Source organism: Desulfocurvus thunnarius, from assembly GCF_055390965.1.
The window spans coordinates 3,540,565-3,557,872 of the sequence record NZ_AP042411.1 but is presented as its reverse complement, the minus strand read 5'-3'; the positions used below and the strand labels follow the sequence as shown (position 1 = coordinate 3,557,872).

Sequence of the window (17,308 nt, the reverse complement as noted above, 5' to 3'; positions counted from 1 at the left end):
CAGGCCGCGCATGGGCTTTGGCCCGGCGGGCGGGAACGGAGACGGCCCGTCGGGGCCGCTGTCAGACGGATCGGAAACGCCGCAACGGAAGGAAGACGAAACCCGGCCCGGGGTGCCGGAGCCGCTCCGCTCTCCTCCCGCCGGGAACAACACGTATTCCCCGTGAATTCCCAGAGAAGAGCTTCCGCCGTCCGGCCGTGGCCGCCACGGTTCACCCCGGCGCGAGGATCGCGCCGTCGTGCAGGCAGACCGTCCTGGTGGCGACCCGGGCGAGGAATGCGTGATCGTGGGACACGAGCACCAGGGCAAGCCCTCCCGTCACGAGGATTTCCTCAAGCCGGGCCACGCCTCGCGCGTCCAGGTCGTTGGTGGGTTCGTCCAGCAGCACGGCCCGGGGCCGCATGGCCAGCACGGTGGCCAGGGCCACGATGCGCTTCTGTCCGCCGGACAGGGTGTGCGTCGGCGCGTGGGCCAGCCCGGCCGCGCCCAGGGTGCCCAGGGTTTCCACGGCCCGCGCCCGGGCCTCCTCCTGGCCGCAGCCCAGGTTCAACGGCCCGAAGGCCACGTCCTCCAGCACCGTGGGCAGGAACAACTGGTCGTCCGCATTCTGGAAGACGATGCCCACATCCCGGCGCAACCGCCGCAACTGCTCCCGCAAGACGACCTGCCGGCCACCGTGGAGCAGCCGCCCCGAGGCCAGGGGCCGCAGCCCGGCAAGGGCCAGCAGGAGCGTGGTTTTCCCGCTGCCGTTGTCGCCCGCCAGCCCCACGCGCTCGCCCGAACGTACGGCGAAATCCACGGCGCGGAGCGCGGCGTCCGGGCGCCCCGGGTAGCGCACGACGGCCTGTTCCAGAGCCGTTATGGCCGTCATGGCAGCCAGCCCCGGTCCAGCAGCGTCAGGCCGAGGCCGAGGGCAAACAGCAGCCCGACGACCGCGGGCCCGGTCGACGAGGGTGCGGCTTCGGGTTCCAAGGTGCGGAAATGGCCGTCGAAGCCGCGCGCCACCATGGCATCCTGGATGCGCCCGGCCCGGTGCAGGCTGCCCGCGAGGGTCTGGGCAAGCAGGTTCGCGATGGTCCGGTAGGTGTGCAGGTTCATGCCCGGCTCGAAGCAGCGCGCCGTGCAGGCCAGGCGCAACCGCTCGAACTCGCCCGCCGTGATCCAGATCTGCCGGTAGGAAAAGGCCAGGAGCAGCACGAACTTGCGCGGCAGCCCCAAACGCTGGAGCCCCTGGGTCACCGAGGCCGCGGTGCAGGTGCCGACCAGGGCCAGCAGGACGCAGAACATGGCGTTGCCCTTCACGATGATCCGCAGGCCGAGCAGCAGGCCGTCCTGGCTCACGGCGGGCCACAAGGGCCAGGGGCGCCCGGGGTACGTCAGGGCAAGGGCGGCCAGCATGAACGCGAAGAACCCGTTGGGCGGGACCAGACGCCGCAACACGCCGCGCAGGGGCACGCGCCCGGCCGCGAGCAGCGCCAGCCCCAGCCCCAGGGCCGCGAAAGCGGCGCCCTGCGTCCGCAGGGGGGCCATGGCACAGGTCAGCCCCGCGGCGCCCAGGAGCTTGTGACGGACATCCAGACGCGCCAGGGGGCCGGAGGTGGGCAGCGGCACGTCGCGGAGCATCACCCGACGGAGTCCTTGCGGCGCCGCCGGGTGTCCGCCAGGGCCGCCACCCCGGCCAGGCCGAAGATGTAGCCGATGCCGCCGAGGATGGCGCTCAGGTCCGGGCCGGTCCTGGCCTGGGCCGTCAGTTCGCGGCGCAAGGGCTTCATCTCCTCGCGCACGGCTTCGCGCATCAGGGCCTTGAGGTCCTCGGGGGCGAAGCCGGAGGCGGCGGCAAGGGCCGCTCCGCTCTCTTCGCCCTTCCCCGCTTCGACGGCGGAATCGGGCCCGGGCGCGGCGGGCACCGCCCCGGCGAACTCGTCGATGGGCACCATCGCTTCGGCCTGATGTCCGGCGCCCGCGTTGCCGACCACACGCAGGTCGTTGCCGCGCGCAAGGGCCGCACCCGGCACCTCCGCCTCGAAGAATCCCGCCTTGTCCGCGACTCCGGACAAGATCTCCTCGCCCGTGGTGCCGTCCAGGACCGTGATCTTGGCTCCGCTGCCCGCGCTGCCGTCGCTGAACCCGATTTCCGCCACGACCATGGCGCCCTCGGCCCAGGCGTTGAGCAGAACCTTGTGCGCGCTGGCGGGCAACGCGGAAACCGTAACCAGCAAGACGGCGAGCAGCACGCGGATCAGCATGGCGTGACCTCCTTGGAAGCGGCAGGCCGGAATCCGTCGCCCAGCCCCAGAATGGTTGGATGGGTCCTGGCCAGGGCACCTACGGCGAACATGGTCACAAAGCCCTCGATGAGCATGACCGGGACGTGTGCGACGACGATGAGCCTGGCCGCGTCGGCAAACCCCTCGTCCGTGAAGGCGACCGAAAGCGCGGCCATGAGCGCCGTGCCCAACACGGCGCCCGCCCCGCCCAGGAACCCCGCCACGGCGGCCCGCCGCCCTCCGGCCCGGACGTGCCCCGCCAAAAGGAACCGGCACAGGAGGGCCGGGACGGCCACGTTCATGGTGTTCACGCCGAGCACCGTGATGCCGCCGAACTGAAAAAGCAGCGCCTGGAGCAGCAAGGCCACCAGGATGCAGGGGAAAGCGGCCCAGCCGAGGATCATTCCCAGCAACCCGTTGAGCAGCAGGTGAACGCTGCTGGGGCCGAGGGGCACATGGACGAGCGAACCGACGAAGAAGGCCGAAGCCAGGGTGGCCGCAGTAATCAGGTGGTCGTAATCCAGCCGCCTGAGGCCGACCCACGTGCCGAGCAGAGAAACGCCGCCGCCCGCGAGCAGCACCGGGGCGGACAAAACGCCTTCGGAGATATGCATGGCCTATGCTCCCTGCGTGGCAGGCTGCGGCGCCACGGCCCGATATGTCGTTTCCAGATGCTCCAGCCACAGGGCGCGGTACGGGCCGTGCTCCATGGTGCCGGTCATGCAGGTTCGCACGTCCAGCCCGGCGGCGGTCATGCGGCTTTTCCAGGAATGCGGGCCGTCCCCGGCGATGTCCACGCGTACATGGTGGCCCGGGGCGCTCATGAAGGGCAGCAGCCAGACCCGCCGCGCCCCCGCCGCCCGGACCCGCCGGATCACGGCCTCGCAGCCCGGCTCGCCCATGAGCGTGCCCATGAACAGCAACGGGTCGTCGCGGCGGGCCAGGGCCTCGAAGTCCAGGTAGCGCCGGTGCCCTTCGTGGTAGGTGCCGTGGCCCACGAGGACCAGAGCATCGCCCGGGCCGCGCTCCGGGGGCGGGTATCCTGCCAGGGCGGCCAGGGCGGCGGCCAGGTCCGCCCCGGCCATGAGCATCGGGCCGCCGACCTCCACCTCGAGGAAGCCCTTGCGCGGGTGGCGGAAGACATGCGCCTGGTCCCGGGTCCAGTGGTATTCCACGCCGGGCACCGTATGCAGCGACTGCACGGCCAGGTGCGTCACGCCCTCGTCGTGCAGCCGCGAGAGGGCCACGGCCACGGAATCGTTCTCGAAGCCCCGGGCGGCGAGCTTGCGGCGGATCTTGTGCGCCGTGTAGGCCCAGCGCACGGGCACCCCGGGGAAGCGCCCGCGCACCTCGCGCTCCATGGCCTCGTAGCCCGCGCGGGCGTCGGGCAGGGCCACGCCGAAGGCCGCCAGCAGAATGCCGGGGCGTGCCGGGCGCGGGCGATGGTGGTGGTGACCGTGATCGTGGCCGTGACAACAGTGGTCGTGATGGTCGTGACCGTGGGCATGGCCATGCTCGTCACGGCCGGGGTCGTGATGGTCGTGGTCGTGGTCGTGGTGGTGGATATGGCCATGGTCGTGGCCATGCTCGTGGTCGTGGTCGGCGTGGGACATGCCCCCTCCTCGTGGGTTCCCATGGCACCGCCGACGGGGCGAGGAGGAGCGGCCCGCAGGGCGCCGCCCTGCCGTGACCAGCCCCCCGCCGCAAAGACCCGTTGCGGTGCTCGGGAGATTCGGACGGCAGGTCTTCTGGCTCCCCGGACGGCGCCCGGCCTTCCCGCCCCGGCAAGGGGCAGTGGCATCGTGGGGCGCCGCGGCCTCCCGCGCAAGGCGCGCGGGCCGGGTCACAGCGGCGGGTCCGCTCCGGTTTCACACCGGATTCCCTTTTCATCTCCTTGCGGAGAACCATCCGCCGGAAGGCTAGCCGCTGGTGCCATGCGCTGTCAAAACCTAAAGTCGTGCTCCCCGCGCGCCAAAGGGCCCGCAACCGGCCGCGGCTCGCCCGCCCGCGTGGTTCTTGCCGGAATTCCGGGGCATGGGCATGCAGCCCAAAAAGAACAAGGGCACGCGACAACGCCGCATGCCCTTGTTCCCATCCCGGCGCGCCCGTTACGGCTTTTGCCGCCAGCGCCGCAAAAGCCGCCCGAAGGCCTCCGCAACGTCGGCATAGCGCGCGTCGGCGTCCGTGCCGAAGGTTTTGGCCTTGCGGCTGGCGAGAATGAGCACGGCATGCAGGCCATGCTCCGCGTAAAAGGGCCGCGCGTAGTACGAACGCACCCCCTGGGGCGCAAAAAGCGCCCAGTCCACGGATTTGACGCTGTTCAGCGTATCCTCCACCAGCAGGGAACCGAGATCGAAGCGCTCGATGTCCTGGGCGATGGTGCCCTCGTAGGCATGGGTCGCGCCCCATTCCAGGCTGGTGAACGCCCGCCCCACGCCGAAGACCGTCACCTTGCCGCTGCCCGCCTGGATGTGCGAAAGCATGAGGCCGTCCACTTCCGGGCCGCATGCGTTCCAGAGGTTTTCCAGGGCCGGTTGCAGGTCGCCGGGGCGCAGGGCTTCGTCCCTGGCGGTGTCGAAGGGCCGCAGCAGCGTTTTCGCCTCCACGCAGACCAGGGCCACGCGCACCACCCGGTCTTCCGGCCCGCCCCAGGGCGTCAGCCGCACATGCGCCGAAAACAGACCGCGCTCCGCATTGCCGAGCATGAGCTTGCCCGACCACGCGTCGCTTCGCACGGCCTGGCGCGCGGCGTTCATAAGCTGCGCCCCCAGATGCTGCGGCGCCACGTCCGCCATGGACAGGCGACCGGCATCGTCCGCCCGGCGCATGAAAAGACCGTCGGCCGCCGCGTTGGCCTCCCTGATGGCGCAGCCTTCCAGGTCGATGGTGAACACGGGGTAGTCCGCATCGCCCACGCGCATGCTGAGCTGGGCGTTGTAGCATTCCGAACCGTAGCCGCCGGGAAGGAAGGCCCCTTTCAGAAAACCGCTGTACACCTCCTCGCCGGGCTCGGGCCAGCCCTGGAGCATCAGCGGCTTGCGGCCCGCGTCGGCCCGCAGCCGGAAAATGGCCGCCGCCGGGCGCGCGGCGTGGATCATGTCCCAGAACTCCACCAGCAGGGGATAATCCTCCGGCATGACCGCCTGTTTGCGATAGCCGGCATTCTTGAGCAACAGGGAAACGTCCACGCCGTCCACCTGCCACCGCGTGAACAGCTTCAGACGCGACTCCCGCCGCCAGATGCTCCACAACAAGCCCGGAAACCCGTTCCGCCACTGCGAAAAACGCGGCATGCAAACTCCTTTGTCCCCGTCGGACGCCCCCGGCTCCGGCTGGCTGACCTGGCCCTAGATTAGATGCCCACCCGGGGCAAGCCTTTTTACTTCAAAATTGGCTATACCAATCTGGTTAACTCGCAATCAAAAACAGAATAAAAGCAGTATCAGGCCCGCGAAACAGTCGCAACAGGCAGGTTCAAGATTCTTTGGTCATACCAAATTGCAAAACGTTTTCTTTTAATATCAAAGTGTTAAAACCATTTCAAAGCACTAACATAGAAATATTGCCACACTATTGGCCAATGTGCAGAATCATTTCGTAACAAATTTGTAGGGGAAAGCCATGACCACACCCGCCAACACGGAACGCCGCCTGGAACAAGCCCTTCTCAAGGGCCGCTGGAGCCTGTTCGAGCGGCTGCCCGCCGAGCGCCTGCTGGCCGACGAGCTGGGAGTAAGCCGCCCGACCCTGCGCACCGCCCTGCGAACCCTGGTGGGACGGGGCATCCTCGAAACGCGGCGCGGCAGCGGAACCTTCGTGCGCGCCCTGCCCTGCCGCGCCGACAACGCGAGCCTCGCGGACAGCCTGCGGGCTTTTCGCATCGTCATGCCGCACCTGCTCACGGCGGCGCAGCCGTCCTTCGCGCCGTCGGTCATGCTGACGCTGGAACGGCAGTTGCCCTCGACGGGCATGGCCCTGCACGCGGGCGACATGCACCTGTTCGCCCAGAACCATCTGCAATTTTTCTCCATCCTGCTGCAGGCCACAGGCAACGCCCGGCTGGCCCAAGCCGGGGCCGCCACCCTGCCGGATGTCCACGCGCTCACGCGGCTGCTGCTGGACTGCCCGCCCGCGCGCCTCGAAGAACTGTTCAAGCATCTTGCCCGAACGCTGCACGGCCTGCGCCACGCGGATCCGCAGTCAGCGTCGGCCGCCGTGGCCGCATATGCAACCTGCCTTTTGCAATGCATGGGAGAAGAGACATGACCACGTTCAGCCGGAGGAATTTCCTGCGTGGGGCATGGCACGCCCCGCCTTCCCCCGTTGCGGGCGAAACGCTTTTTCCGCAGGCCGGGCAGGGGGCGTCCTGCGCCCTCGCCGCCCTGCCGCCGGAATTTTCGCCCGCCATGTTGCGCCTGGAGGGGCGGCGCCTGGGGCTGCCCGTGGAAGCGATGCATGAGGAAGAACTGGCCCGGGCCGTTTTACGGGCCATGCGCGCCGGAGCACGACGCGCAAGCCCCGCAGCGGCCCATAACCTCAGAGGAGGACAAGATGGCTGATCACGACATCCCCTATCTCGAGGAGCGCAAGCTCATCAAGCGTTGGCGCGGCCCCCTGCCGATGTTGGCCAACCTGGCCCTGACCCTGGTCATCTTTGCCGTAACATGGTGGATTTTCCAGGATCCGCGCGGCGTCATGCGTTTCTACACGCCCTATGTGGGCTACAACTACTGCCGCTGGTGGCTGATCATCCTGATCTGGATGGCCTACATCTTCGACTTCTGGCCGTTCAGGAAGGACTGGGTGCGCAACGCCCACCCCGTGCAGAAGGGCATCGTGCTGACCCTGGTTTCCGTGGGCGTCATGATCCTCATGATCCACGGCTTCTTTGAAGGCGTGCTCGGCAACACGGCGTTTGCCTACTTCAACCCGGAGCAGTTGCAGAAGCTGCCCGGAATCACCGAATTCTATGCCGTGGAATACGCCGCCCAGGCCAGCATGATGTTCGCGGTCATCGCCTCGTGGATCAGCCCGGCCTGGATCGTGGCCCTGGAAGGCCGCCCGTGGGAGAACCAGAAGCAGCCCGTCAAGGGCTTCAGCATCTGGCTCGGAACATTCTGCCTGAGCCTGGTCATCTACTTCATGACCATGCACAACCACATGGGCATCCTGTACTACCCCTGGCAGTACTTCACCGCCATCACCCCGCCCTACTGGGAGAACTTCGCCCATACCGTGTCGGCCAACTTCCACGTGGCCTGGATCATGTGCTGCACGGTTGTGGTCTGGTTCATGGAGGGCGTCTGGGAGCGCTATCCGTTCTGCCTCATCAAGACCCCGTGGTTGCGGCGTTTTGCCATGTTCTTCGGCATCATCGCCATCTCCGTGTCCCTGTGCTTCTTCTTCTGGTACATGCAGGAACTGGTGTGGGGCGACGCCATCCGTGGGCACCGCCGCGACGCCGCGCCCGACTGGCGCTGGCTGCACGTGGGCGAAACGGCCATCTTCTTCCTGGTTCCGGCCCTGTTCCTGCAATTCTACGGCGGCAACTGGCCCAACAAGTTCAGCACGCCGGTGAACGTGCTCATCCGCACGCTCATCGTCATCGCGGGCGGCATCGCCGTGTATTGCCTGTACTACAAGTACGCCCACTTCCTGCTCGGCACGCAGAAGGGCTTCTCGCACCCGCAGCAGTTCCCCATGATCCCCATGATCTGGCTCATCGACATCTGGCTCATCAACTGGTGGTTCATGGACGGCTGGCCGGGCTGGCGGTGCGAGCTGCGCAGCGCAGAGGAAGTCCGGGCCCAGGAGCACGCCATCCAGGTGCGCGACACCTGGACCCCCGCCATGGCCCCGGGCCTCGTCGTGGGCATCCTCGTGGGCGTGGTCGTGTACTTTGCCATCGTGGCGGCGCTGCCCTGGTTCAGCGCGCACTTCACCCTGGTCCAATAGGGGGACGACATGAACAGACGCGAATTCATCAAGGGCGCGGCCCTGGGTGTCGGCGTGGGCGCCATCGGCGCCATGGGCGTGTATTCCTACTCGCCCATGCGCCGGGCCTTCCTCAAGGAAGTCAAGCGCGGCACGGCGGACATCGGCACGTGCAAGGCCGTGCGCATCACCAACATCTCGGAAACGAGCTGGTTCGACAACGGCATCTTCATGCAGGACGTGACCGGCGCGGGCGGCCTGCTCGTCGACCAGTACACCTTCAACTGGCCGCCCTTCGGCAACGGCAAGGGCGTGGGCAAGGGCAGCTATGCCGACGGCATCAAGCAGATCAAGCACCTGCTGCCCGGCAATCTGGAAGAGGCCTGGGCCATCGCCAAGGAAAAGAGCGTGCACGCCGACAACGCCGGAGGCTTTTCCTGTCTCGTGGAAATCGAGGACCTGGAGGGCAACGTCACCAAGTACCTCTTCGACACCGGCTGGAACTACGCATGGATGGATACCTGCTACAAGCGCGAAGGTATCGACACCATGCTGGCCAACAACGAAATCAAGGCCATGATCCAGACCCACGAGCACATGGATCACTTCTGGGGGCTGCCCGCCGTCACCAAGTACAACCCCAACATCAACATCTACACCCCCAGCACCTTCTACCCCGAGGGCAAGCAGTACATCAAGGACTGCGGCCATGTGGGCCAGGTCACCGAAGTGCCCAAGGGCCTGCACAAGATTCAGGACGGCGTGGCCCTCTACGGCTTCGACTGCCCGATCATCTTCAGGGTCTTCGGCGAGATCTCCATGTACTGCAACGTCAAGGACGTGGGGCTCGTGAGCATCACGGGCTGTTGCCACCAGGGCATCATCCTCTTCGCCGATACGGCCTACAAGGAGCTGGCCTATGAAAAGGACCAGTTCTACGGCCTCTACGGCGGCCTGCACATCTCGCCCTTCGACGACTGGGATCCGAAGTACGACGACCTCGTCATCGGCCTGAAGAAGTGGGACCTGCAAAAGGTGGGCTGCAACCACTGCACCGGGCTCATCACGGCCCAGAAGTTCGTCGACGCTGGTTACCCCGTGGTCCAGGGCTCGGCGCGCTTCCGCTCCAAGACCAAGAACTACCTCGGCAACGGCGACGTCATCAAGTTCCCCTCCTGATCGCAACCTCCGCCCCGGGGCCGTGCCGCCACGGCCCCGGGGCGGGAAACCGGGCGGCGCGGCGCCGCGCCCGCAGCCCGGGGAGCCGCCATGCGTCTGCACACCCTGCTGCCGCGCCCGCTGGACCCCACGACGAGCCCGGAAAGCCCCTCCATCCTGACGGCCCTGCTTTCGGGCATCCACCTCGACCGCAGGCAGGCCCGCGCCCTGGGCTGGCGCGGTGTCCGCCCCTCGGCGCTGTACGGTCCGGCCTGGACCTGCCGCGTGGCGCCCCTGGCCCATGTCTTCGGGTTGGTTTTCCTGGATGAACACGTGGACAATGACGCCCTGCGCGGAACTTTTGCGGCCTCTGTGTTCCCCGCCGCGCAGAGCGACCTTCTGGACAGCTTCCCCCTGCGGGCGCTGGAAATCGCCCTGGGGCCGGACTACGCCGATGCCGTGCGCGAGCTTTCGGCGCATGCCGAGGCCCTGGCCCCCTTCTGCCTGGGGCATCTGGACCTTGCCGCCGCGCTGGACGGCTCGTGGCTGTCCCTGCGCCTGTCGGCCCCGGCGCGGCTGCGGGTGGTGTCGGCGGCGGGCATCCCCATTCCGCCGGAAGCGGACGGCGGCGGCAGCGGCGCCCAGGCCGTGCCGCAATGGCTGGTGCCCCCGGGCGGCCTGGAGTGCGACGTGCCCGCCTTCCGTTTGCTGCTGCGCCTTTTCGCCGCCCTGGCGGGCACGGCAGCCCATCTGCTGGATGCTGAGCCGGACGTGCGCCTGCACCGGACAGCCCTGGCGGCCCAGGAAGGCCCCCAGGCGCCGGAGCCGGGCTGGCGGATGCACATCGCGGCCGTTTTCGGCGGCGCCCCGCACAGCGCCGCCGCCCCCGGCAAGAAGCTCTCCCGGCTGCCGGGGCGCTATGCCCCCCGCCCGGACGAACTGTCCAGCCTGCCCGTCATGCACGTGCTCACGGGGTTCCTCGGCTCGGGCAAGACGACCTTTCTGCGCCGCTGGCTCGACTTTCTCAACGGGCGCGAGCGCTATGCCGCCGTGATCCAGAACGAATTCGGACAGATCGGCCTGGACGCCGCCCTGACCCGCAGCGAAACGCGGGTCGAAGCGCTCGACGAAGGCTGCGTCTGCTGCTCCCTGGCCGACACCCTGCGCCCCGGCCTGCAACGGCTGCTGGCCGCGGCCCCGGCGGAGCAGGTCATCCTGGAAACCACGGGGCTGGCCAACCCCGCCAACATACTGCGCTCCCTGGGCGACCTCGCGGAGTTCGTCCAGCCGGGGCTGGTCGTCACCGTGGTCGATGCCCTGGAATGGCGGCGCGGCGGGTATGCGGCGCGGGGCGTTTCCGGGGTGCGTCTGGCGCAGGTCGAGCAGGCGGACGTCATCATCGCCAACAAGGCCGACGCCGTGGCGGAAAGCGACTTCGGGGACATCCTGCGTGCCTTGCGCGCCTGCAACGCCAAGGCCTGCATCCTGCCCGCCGTGCAGGGCAACATCGCCTTCGCCCGGCTGGACGCCTTCCTGGCGGACTGGCAGGACGCGCGAACGCGCCCGCCGTCGCGCCAGCCCCGGCTCCACACCCTGGCGCAGGCTCAAGACGGCCTGGGCACCCATGTGGAGGAAGGGTTCACCTCGCACACCATCCCCATGCGGACCCCGGTGGATGAAAACGGGCTGCGGCAGATGCTGGACGCCGCCGGGCCCGGGCTGTGCCGGGCCAAGGGCATCGTGAACTTGCTGCACGACGGGCGCGTTGTGCCCGCCGTGGTGCAATACGCGGCGGGCCAATTGGAATTCGAAGCGGCCCCGGAAGACGAGAACTCGCGGTATCTGGTTTTCATCGGCATCGATCTGGCGCCCCGCGAGGCGCTGGCGGACGCCCTGGCCGGGGCGGACCCGAGCGGCCCCGCGGCCTGACGGAACCGGATGCCGGAGCATGTCCGGACCGCCCGGCGACGGCCCGGATCACCCACCTGACAGCGGAGAAAGACAGATGAATCTCATGACTCTTGGGGGCTGGATGATGTGGCCGCTGCTGGCGGTCTCCATCATGGCGCTGGCCGTGATCGTGGAACGCGCCCTGGCCTTTGCCGCCTGCCCCCTGCCGGACGAGGCCCTGGACAGGCAGCTCCAGGCCGCCCTGCGCCAGGGCGACATCGCCCCCGTGGCGGAGCGCATGCGCGCCGTGCCGCTTTTGCAGAACTTTGCCGGAATCATGGCCGCGCCCGCGCTGCCAAAGCGCGAGGCCGCCCTGCGCCTGGCCGGGGAGCAGACCCTGGGCCAACTCGAGCGCAGGCTTTCGCTGCTGGCCACCCTGGCGCGGCTGGCTCCGCTCATGGGCCTTCTGGGAACCATCACGGGCATGATCGGCACCTTTTCCCATATCGCCAGCGCCACGGCGGGCGTGGACATGACCCTGCTGGCGGCAGGCATCTGGCAGGCGCTCATCACCACGGCGGCGGGCCTGTGCATCGCCATCCCGGCGCAGTTTTCCCTGTCCGTTTTCTCCGGACGCGCGCGGCGCGTGGCGCGGATGCTCGACGCGGCGGGCAATACCGCCCTGATGGTCGAGGCCGGTGCCGCCGCGCCCGGCCCGGAGCGGGAAGGAGCCTGACATGCTGCGCCTGTCCCAGCGCGCGGCCGAAGCGCCGGATGAAAGCGCCCTCACGCCGCTCATCGACATGGTCTTCATCCTGCTCATCTTTTTCGTTCTGGCTGCGGCCTTCACCGTGCGCGGGCTGGAGGTGGAGCTGCCCGCCGCCCGCAGCAGCCAGCCCCTTTCCGGCCGCGTGGTCGAGCTGCGCCTGCTCGAAGACGGCGGCATCACCTGCGAGGGCGTCGCCCTGCCCCGGGACATGGTCCGCGACAAGCTGCGCGACCTGGTCACGGGTTTCCGCGAAAAGCCCGGCAGGCTGGTGCTCATCGCCGCACCCAAGGCTCCGGTGGAGGCGCTCATTTTCCTGGTGGACGAGGTGCGCATGCAGGGCGGCGAGAAGATGCTCATCGCCACCTCCAGCCCGGCGGACGCGGTGCGGCCGTGACGGACCGGGAACGGCTCTGCGCCGGGCTGGTCCTCTCCTGCTTCCTGCACTGGGGCGCGGCGCAGCTCGCCCTCGGCCTTGTGCAGCAAAACGGGGAGGGCACGGAGTATCTGGCGCAGATCGACATGGATTCACTGGCGCTGGCGCCCATGGACGGGCAGACAGGCAGCATCGGCATGGAGGCCCCGCCTCCGGGCTATGTGGAGCAAAGCCGCGCGGCCGACCGACGGCGGCGGGCCTTCTTCGACTATCTCGACGCGGTGGAGGCCGCCGTGCACGCCCGCAGGCTGGACGGCGGCGAGGAGAATCTCATCGGCGTGGCCACTTTCGCCTTCGTAAGCTTTGCCGACGGCACCTTCAGCCCCCCCACCCTGCGCCAAAGCTCCGGCTCCGCGCCCCTCGACGCCGCCGCGCGCCGGGCCATCGCGGCCGCCAGCGGCGTGGTGCGCCGCCCAGCCCTCCTCGGCACGGGCGACATCCCGATCCTCCTGCAGGTCAAATACCAGTACGGGCTCCGCTGAGGCGCGGCCGGGCGCCGCTTCGGCCCGCCGTTCCGGGTCGCCGGCCCGGCCCGATGGCCGCGGGCCGGGTGAAGCGCGGGGCCAGGGCCGATTTACACTTATACGAAGAACTTTTCCCACGACGCAAGTTGGAAAATACAGTTCTCTGCTTCCTGCTCCATCCGAAAGAAGAGGGGGGCAGGCAGAGTAAGCGTCATGATATCGTCCCGGAAACGTCTGTGCATGACCTCTCGACCATCGCTCCCCAGCATGCCCAGCACCGCCCTGGGAGCCGCGAGTTCCGCCTCGGCATAGGCAAAAGCCGCGATGCTGCAACAGTCGGTGCCCTGGGGAGCCCGGAGGGGATCGGTTCCGCGCATGACCGACCCCGCGAGCGTCACAAGGCCGGCCAACTCAACCGGATTGACCGGGAAGATGACGGCCCGGATATTTTCATCATCAGAGGTGAGGTTCATCGGCTTGAACAGAACATACCTATACCCTATGTCGTAGCGCGGAAATTCACGAAGAATCCACTCTCTGGCCAATTCCGTCGTACAGTGCCTGCGCTCGCCATACTCGTACATACTGCGCCAGTTTTTTGGCGCAGCCTCTATTTGTAATTGATAGGCGGTCAGGTTGTTTGTGGATTGAAGCCCCTTGCTGAACAGGGCGGCATGCAGATCCAACTGCTCGTCCGATATATCGAAATCGCACCCAAAGCCCAAAGCCGCGCGACCTCCGGTGCAGGTGATGCTCTCACGGCTAGCGCCCGCAATTCTGCCGTCTACGCTTGCCGCTGCGAATAAATAGAGGACACACCCGAATTTGCCTTTTTTGAACTGAAATGCATCCGCAGGCAGGGTGTCGCTCCAAACAACAGCCACCGGATCAAACTCCGGGCGGAGTTTTTTGGCGATCAAACTTTCCATAGTAGCTCCTTTTATAAAATACTTACAGTGTGTATTCAATGGCCGACATTTTTTGAGAACATATTTATGATCACAACTCCGGTCATTATCATTACAATTCCTATTATTGCTGGAATATCAGGATGCTGATCAAACAGGATTGCCCCGATTATGACAATGAGCGATATCCCAACTCCTGACCATATTGCATAGGCAACACCTACTGGTATTGTCTTAAGCACGAGAGACAACATATATAGCGATACTCCATAAGCTACAATTGCAATAATTCCAGGGCGTAACCTGGTGAATCCTTGCGAAGCGTGCAAAGCGCTGGTTCCGACCACTTCTGTAACGATTGCCAGGGAAAGATACAGATACCCCATGCATTCTCCTGTTTGACGATTGTGCGCTGAGAGTATCGATGATATGGCACAATTGGTAGGACCATAAACGAAAATTCAATTGGGCCATTATGAGGCACGGGGCATGCGACAGGCCGCTGATATCGAGATCGCCTTAACGCCAAGGCGGGAAGGGATGACGCTTCAACGGTGGCTGTATGATGAGATTCGCACAGCCATCCTTTCGGGCAGGCTTGTGCCGGGTTCCCGCCTGCCTGCCACCCGCGACCTGGCACTGCGATTGAAGATATCCCGCGGCACGGTGCTGGCGGTGTATGACCAGTTGGGCGCGGAAGGATACATCCGGGGAGCAACGGGACAGGGCAGCTTTGTTGCCCCGGAATTGCCGGACCTGCCTCCCAGGCCGCTCGCACCAAAAGGCGGTGTGGCGGAACCGACAAACATGGTGCCAAGCGAGGCGCCGACCGCGGCCTTGTCCGCCCGGGGCAAGAAGCTGTCCATGACGCCGTTCAGCGTCGCCGGGCGCTCTTTTCCGGCAAAGGCATTCCGCACCAACCAACCGGATGTCACAGCATTTCCCATTGAGCTGTGGACGCGCATTGCCTCAAGCAAATCCCGTCGGCTGCGGCCGGAGCTCCTTATGGATGGTGACGCTCGCGGCTACAAGCCGTTGCGCGAGGCGATCGCTGGTTACCTCCGTTCCAGCCGTGGGATATCCTGCTCCGCCGAGCAGGTGGTGTTGGTGGGGAGCGTCCAGCAGATACTTGATATCAGCGCCCGGCTCTTGCTTGATCCGGGAGACGAAGTATGGGTCGAGGACCCCGGATATCCCGCCGCCCACTTGATATTCGCCGCCGCAGGCGCAAAAATCGTGGACATTCCGGTGGATTCCAATGGCATGGATGTGGCTTTCGCTCGCAATCAGGCTCCCAATGCACGCTTGGCATACGTCACGGCCGGGAGGCAATCTCCCCTGGGCTCCGTGCTGGCGCTGGATCGGCGCCTCGCCCTGCTGAACTGGGCCTGTCGGCACGATGCCATCGTGATTGAAGACGACTACGACAGTGAGTACCGCTACGAAGGCGCGCCGCTCTCCGCCATGAAGGGCCTGGATGAAGCGGGGCGAGTGATCTATTGCGGGACTTTCAGCAAACTGCTCTTCCCCTCTCTCCGTATTTCCTATGCCGTGTTGCCCGATCAATTGATTGCCCCGTTCACCGCGGCCTTGTCCCTGACCGCCCGCCACGTCGCCCTTATGGCCCAAAGCACGTTGCACGAATTCATTGCCGAAGGCCATTTAGGCCGCCATGTGCGGCGCATGCGGCTGCTCTATGCCGAACGCGCCCAGGCCTTGCGGCAAGCTGCAGATGTCTATCTGCCAGGGCTGCTTGATATTCCGAAAATCACCATGGGACTGGACACGCCGACATTTCTTCCTGGCGACAGGGACGACAAGAGTGTCGCCCTCCTGGCGGCCCAGGCAGGAATCGAAAGCCTCCCCCTGTCGATTTATGCCAGGACGCACCCCGTGAAACCGGGATTGCTGCTCGGATTTGCCGCTGTTGGCCCGGAGGCGATTGCATCCGGCGTGCGTACGCTCGCCCGGGTGTTGGAGGCCTGAAAGCCACAATCGAGCGATTGAGCGACTGCCGCCGTCTTCGCGTGTTGATGCCGAACGGTGATTCCGGGTGCTTTGACCCACCACTTTGCCCCGGGGGCAAATCACACCGAAAGAAGACGGTCGCGTATATTGCCGGATAAAAAAGAAAAAGGGTTCCGGCAGTAAGCCGGAACCCTTTGATTTTCTGGTGCCGAAGGGGAGACTCGAACTCCCACGACCGTGAGGTCACCACCCCCTCAAGATGGCGTGTCTACCAGTTCCACCACTTCGGCGCAGGAATCGCCCGGGCGCCTACTGGGCGGGCGCGTCGGTTTTCGGCGCGTCGGCCTTGGGCTCTTCGGCCTTGGGCGCGTCGGCCTTGGGCTCTTCCTCGACCTGGATGCTGTCGAAGGGCTTGGCGGGCGCCTCGGGCGCGGGCACGACCTCTTCCACGGCGGGCTGGCCGATGATGACCGAACCGCCCTGGTCGTCGGCCTTGGAGCCGGTCAGGATGTTGTAGAGCAGCGAGGTCACGAGGAAGACCACGGCCAGGAAGGCGGTCAGCTTGGTCAGCAGGCCACCGGCGCCGGAGCCGCCGAACATGGACGACGAACCGCCGCCGAAGATCACGCCCATGCCTTCCTTGCCGGATTGCAGGAGCACGAGAACGACGAGAATGATGCACGCCAGGACGTGCAGGGTCAAAACCAGGGCTTCCAAGTAAGTTCCTCCTGAGGGCGCTCTTGCGGTTCCCGGCGCGTCAATCGGCCAGGACTATGCGGCTGAAACTGTCGGCCCGCAAGCTTGCGCCTCCTACCAGCACGCCGTCCACGTTGTCAAGGTGAATAATCTCGGAGGCGTTCTCGGGCTTGACGCTGCCGCCGTACTGGATGCGCATTTCATGCCCGGCGTCGCCGAAGGCGCGCACCAGCTCCTGGCGCACGAAGCCATGGGCGTGGACGATCTCCTTCGGCCCGGCGACCTCGCCGGTGCCGATGGCCCACACGGGCTCATAGGCGACCACCAGCCGCCCGGGGGCCACGTCGCGCGGCACCCCGGCCAGGCCCTTCTCCAACTGGATGCGCAGCAATTCCTCGACCTGCCCGGCCCGGCGCTCCTCGATGCGTTCGCCGACGCACAGAATCACGCCCAGCCCCTTTTCCAGGCCGAAGGCCACCTTGCGCCCGACCATCTCGTCGGCCTCGCCCATGACGTGGCGGCGCTCGGAGTGCCCGGCCAGGGCGAAGGCGCAGCCCACGTCCAGCAGCATGGCCGGGGAGATTTCGCCGGTGAAGGCGCCCTCCTCCTCGGGGTAGAAGTTCTGCCCGCCCAGCAGGAAGTCCGGGTTGCCCGCCAGGGCCTGCCCGGTGCGGCGCAGGGCCGTGAACGGCGGGATGACCAGCACCTCGCGGTCGTCGGGCAGGGCGGCCCCGCACAGGGCCACCAGCTCGGCGGCGGTGTCGAAAGCCTCCTCGGCGGTCTTGTACATCTTCCAGTTGGCGGCCATGAGCTTCTTCACG

General features: G+C 66.6%; 19 protein-coding genes, 1 tRNA gene and 1 riboswitch. Of the genes, 9 read left to right on the top strand and 11 right to left on the bottom strand.

Annotation, left to right across the window (positions count from 1 at the left end; translation table 11 throughout):
* Positions 1-211: 211 nt before the first annotated feature.
* The 6 genes from ACZ5KV_RS15785 to ACZ5KV_RS15760 form a co-directional block, all read right to left on the bottom strand.
* Positions 212-871, bottom strand: coding sequence for an energy-coupling factor ABC transporter ATP-binding protein (locus ACZ5KV_RS15785; protein WP_464240242.1), 660 nt, complete (start codon positions 869-871; stop codon positions 212-214).
* Positions 868-1,623: an energy-coupling factor transporter transmembrane component T family protein gene (locus ACZ5KV_RS15780; RefSeq protein WP_464241852.1), complete on the bottom strand. Its 756-nt coding sequence runs from the start codon at positions 1,621-1,623 to the stop codon at positions 868-870. Before ACZ5KV_RS15780 ends, ACZ5KV_RS15785 begins: the two co-directional genes overlap by 4 nt.
* Complete coding sequence (locus ACZ5KV_RS15775; protein ID WP_464240241.1) at positions 1,623-2,246, bottom strand: hypothetical protein; 624 nt, start codon at positions 2,244-2,246, stop codon at positions 1,623-1,625. The genes ACZ5KV_RS15780 and ACZ5KV_RS15775 overlap by 1 nt, the downstream gene beginning before the upstream one ends.
* Positions 2,240-2,881, bottom strand: coding sequence for a cobalt transporter CbiM (gene cbiM, locus ACZ5KV_RS15770; protein WP_464240240.1), 642 nt, complete (start codon positions 2,879-2,881; stop codon positions 2,240-2,242). Before cbiM ends, ACZ5KV_RS15775 begins: the two co-directional genes overlap by 7 nt.
* Positions 2,882-2,884: 3 nt before the next feature.
* The gene (locus ACZ5KV_RS15765) at positions 2,885-3,880 is read right to left on the bottom strand and encodes a sirohydrochlorin cobaltochelatase (protein WP_464240239.1); all 996 of its coding nucleotides are present in this window, start codon (positions 3,878-3,880) and stop codon (positions 2,885-2,887) included.
* 108 nt (positions 3,881-3,988) lie between these two features.
* A riboswitch (cobalamin riboswitch) is annotated at positions 3,989-4,191 on the bottom strand.
* 184 nt (positions 4,192-4,375) lie between these two features.
* Positions 4,376-5,560 (bottom strand): PAS domain-containing protein, encoded by a 1,185-nt coding sequence (locus ACZ5KV_RS15760; RefSeq protein ID WP_464240238.1) that lies wholly within the window; start codon positions 5,558-5,560, stop codon positions 4,376-4,378.
* A 328-nt stretch (positions 5,561-5,888) separates the two neighbouring features.
* On the opposite strand from ACZ5KV_RS15760, the gene ACZ5KV_RS15755 reads away from it, so the two are divergent.
* The 8 genes from ACZ5KV_RS15755 (at position 5,889) to ACZ5KV_RS15720 (ending at position 12,933) form a co-directional block, all read left to right on the top strand.
* The gene (locus tag ACZ5KV_RS15755; RefSeq protein WP_464240237.1) at positions 5,889-6,533 is read left to right on the top strand and encodes a FadR/GntR family transcriptional regulator; all 645 of its coding nucleotides are present in this window, start codon (positions 5,889-5,891) and stop codon (positions 6,531-6,533) included.
* Positions 6,530-6,826, top strand: a complete 297-nt coding sequence (locus ACZ5KV_RS15750; RefSeq protein WP_464240236.1) for a hypothetical protein — start codon at positions 6,530-6,532, stop codon at positions 6,824-6,826. Before ACZ5KV_RS15755 ends, ACZ5KV_RS15750 begins: the two co-directional genes overlap by 4 nt.
* The gene (locus ACZ5KV_RS15745; protein WP_464240235.1) at positions 6,819-8,222 is read left to right on the top strand and encodes a hypothetical protein; all 1,404 of its coding nucleotides are present in this window, start codon (positions 6,819-6,821) and stop codon (positions 8,220-8,222) included. Before ACZ5KV_RS15750 ends, ACZ5KV_RS15745 begins: the two co-directional genes overlap by 8 nt.
* A 9-nt stretch (positions 8,223-8,231) precedes the next feature.
* A complete protein-coding gene (locus ACZ5KV_RS15740) occupies positions 8,232-9,380 on the top strand; it encodes an MBL fold metallo-hydrolase (protein WP_464240234.1) in 1,149 nt (382 codons plus the stop codon).
* 90 nt (positions 9,381-9,470) lie between these two features.
* Positions 9,471-11,288, top strand: coding sequence for a GTP-binding protein (locus ACZ5KV_RS15735; protein WP_464240233.1), 1,818 nt, complete (start codon positions 9,471-9,473; stop codon positions 11,286-11,288).
* A gap of 76 nt (positions 11,289-11,364) precedes the next feature.
* A complete protein-coding gene (locus ACZ5KV_RS15730) occupies positions 11,365-11,985 on the top strand; it encodes a MotA/TolQ/ExbB proton channel family protein (protein WP_464240232.1) in 621 nt (206 codons plus the stop codon).
* Position 11,986: 1 nt separating this feature from the next.
* A complete protein-coding gene (locus tag ACZ5KV_RS15725) occupies positions 11,987-12,412 on the top strand; it encodes an ExbD/TolR family protein (RefSeq protein ID WP_464240231.1) in 426 nt (141 codons plus the stop codon).
* On the top strand, positions 12,409-12,933 hold the full coding sequence (locus tag ACZ5KV_RS15720; protein ID WP_464240230.1) for an energy transducer TonB: 525 nt from the start codon (positions 12,409-12,411) through the stop codon (positions 12,931-12,933). Before ACZ5KV_RS15725 ends, ACZ5KV_RS15720 begins: the two co-directional genes overlap by 4 nt.
* Before the next feature lie 98 nt (positions 12,934-13,031).
* Here the strand turns inward: ACZ5KV_RS15720 and ACZ5KV_RS15715 are convergent, their stop codons facing one another.
* Positions 13,032-13,844: a DUF169 domain-containing protein gene (locus tag ACZ5KV_RS15715; RefSeq protein WP_464240229.1), complete on the bottom strand. Its 813-nt coding sequence runs from the start codon at positions 13,842-13,844 to the stop codon at positions 13,032-13,034.
* Positions 13,845-13,879: 35 nt separating this feature from the next.
* Positions 13,880-14,209, bottom strand: a complete 330-nt coding sequence (locus ACZ5KV_RS15710) for a DMT family transporter (RefSeq protein WP_464240228.1) — start codon at positions 14,207-14,209, stop codon at positions 13,880-13,882.
* 103 nt (positions 14,210-14,312) lie between these two features.
* Here ACZ5KV_RS15710 and pdxR point away from each other — a divergent pair, with 103 nt between their 5' ends.
* Complete coding sequence (gene pdxR / locus ACZ5KV_RS15705) at positions 14,313-15,809, top strand: MocR-like pyridoxine biosynthesis transcription factor PdxR (RefSeq protein ID WP_464240227.1); 1,497 nt, start codon at positions 14,313-14,315, stop codon at positions 15,807-15,809.
* A gap of 185 nt (positions 15,810-15,994) precedes the next feature.
* Here pdxR and ACZ5KV_RS15700 read toward each other — a convergent pair.
* The 3 genes from ACZ5KV_RS15700 to tpiA all read right to left on the bottom strand — a co-directional run bounded on the left by ACZ5KV_RS15700 (position 15,995) and on the right by tpiA (position 17,307).
* A tRNA-Leu gene (locus ACZ5KV_RS15700) sits at positions 15,995-16,081 on the bottom strand.
* Positions 16,082-16,100: 19 nt separating this feature from the next.
* Positions 16,101-16,508, bottom strand: coding sequence for a preprotein translocase subunit SecG (secG, locus tag ACZ5KV_RS15695; protein ID WP_464240226.1), 408 nt, complete (start codon positions 16,506-16,508; stop codon positions 16,101-16,103).
* A 40-nt stretch (positions 16,509-16,548) separates the two neighbouring features.
* Positions 16,549-17,307, bottom strand: coding sequence for a triose-phosphate isomerase (gene tpiA / locus ACZ5KV_RS15690; RefSeq protein ID WP_464240225.1), 759 nt, complete (start codon positions 17,305-17,307; stop codon positions 16,549-16,551).
* Between the last annotated feature and the right edge of the window lies 1 nt (position 17,308).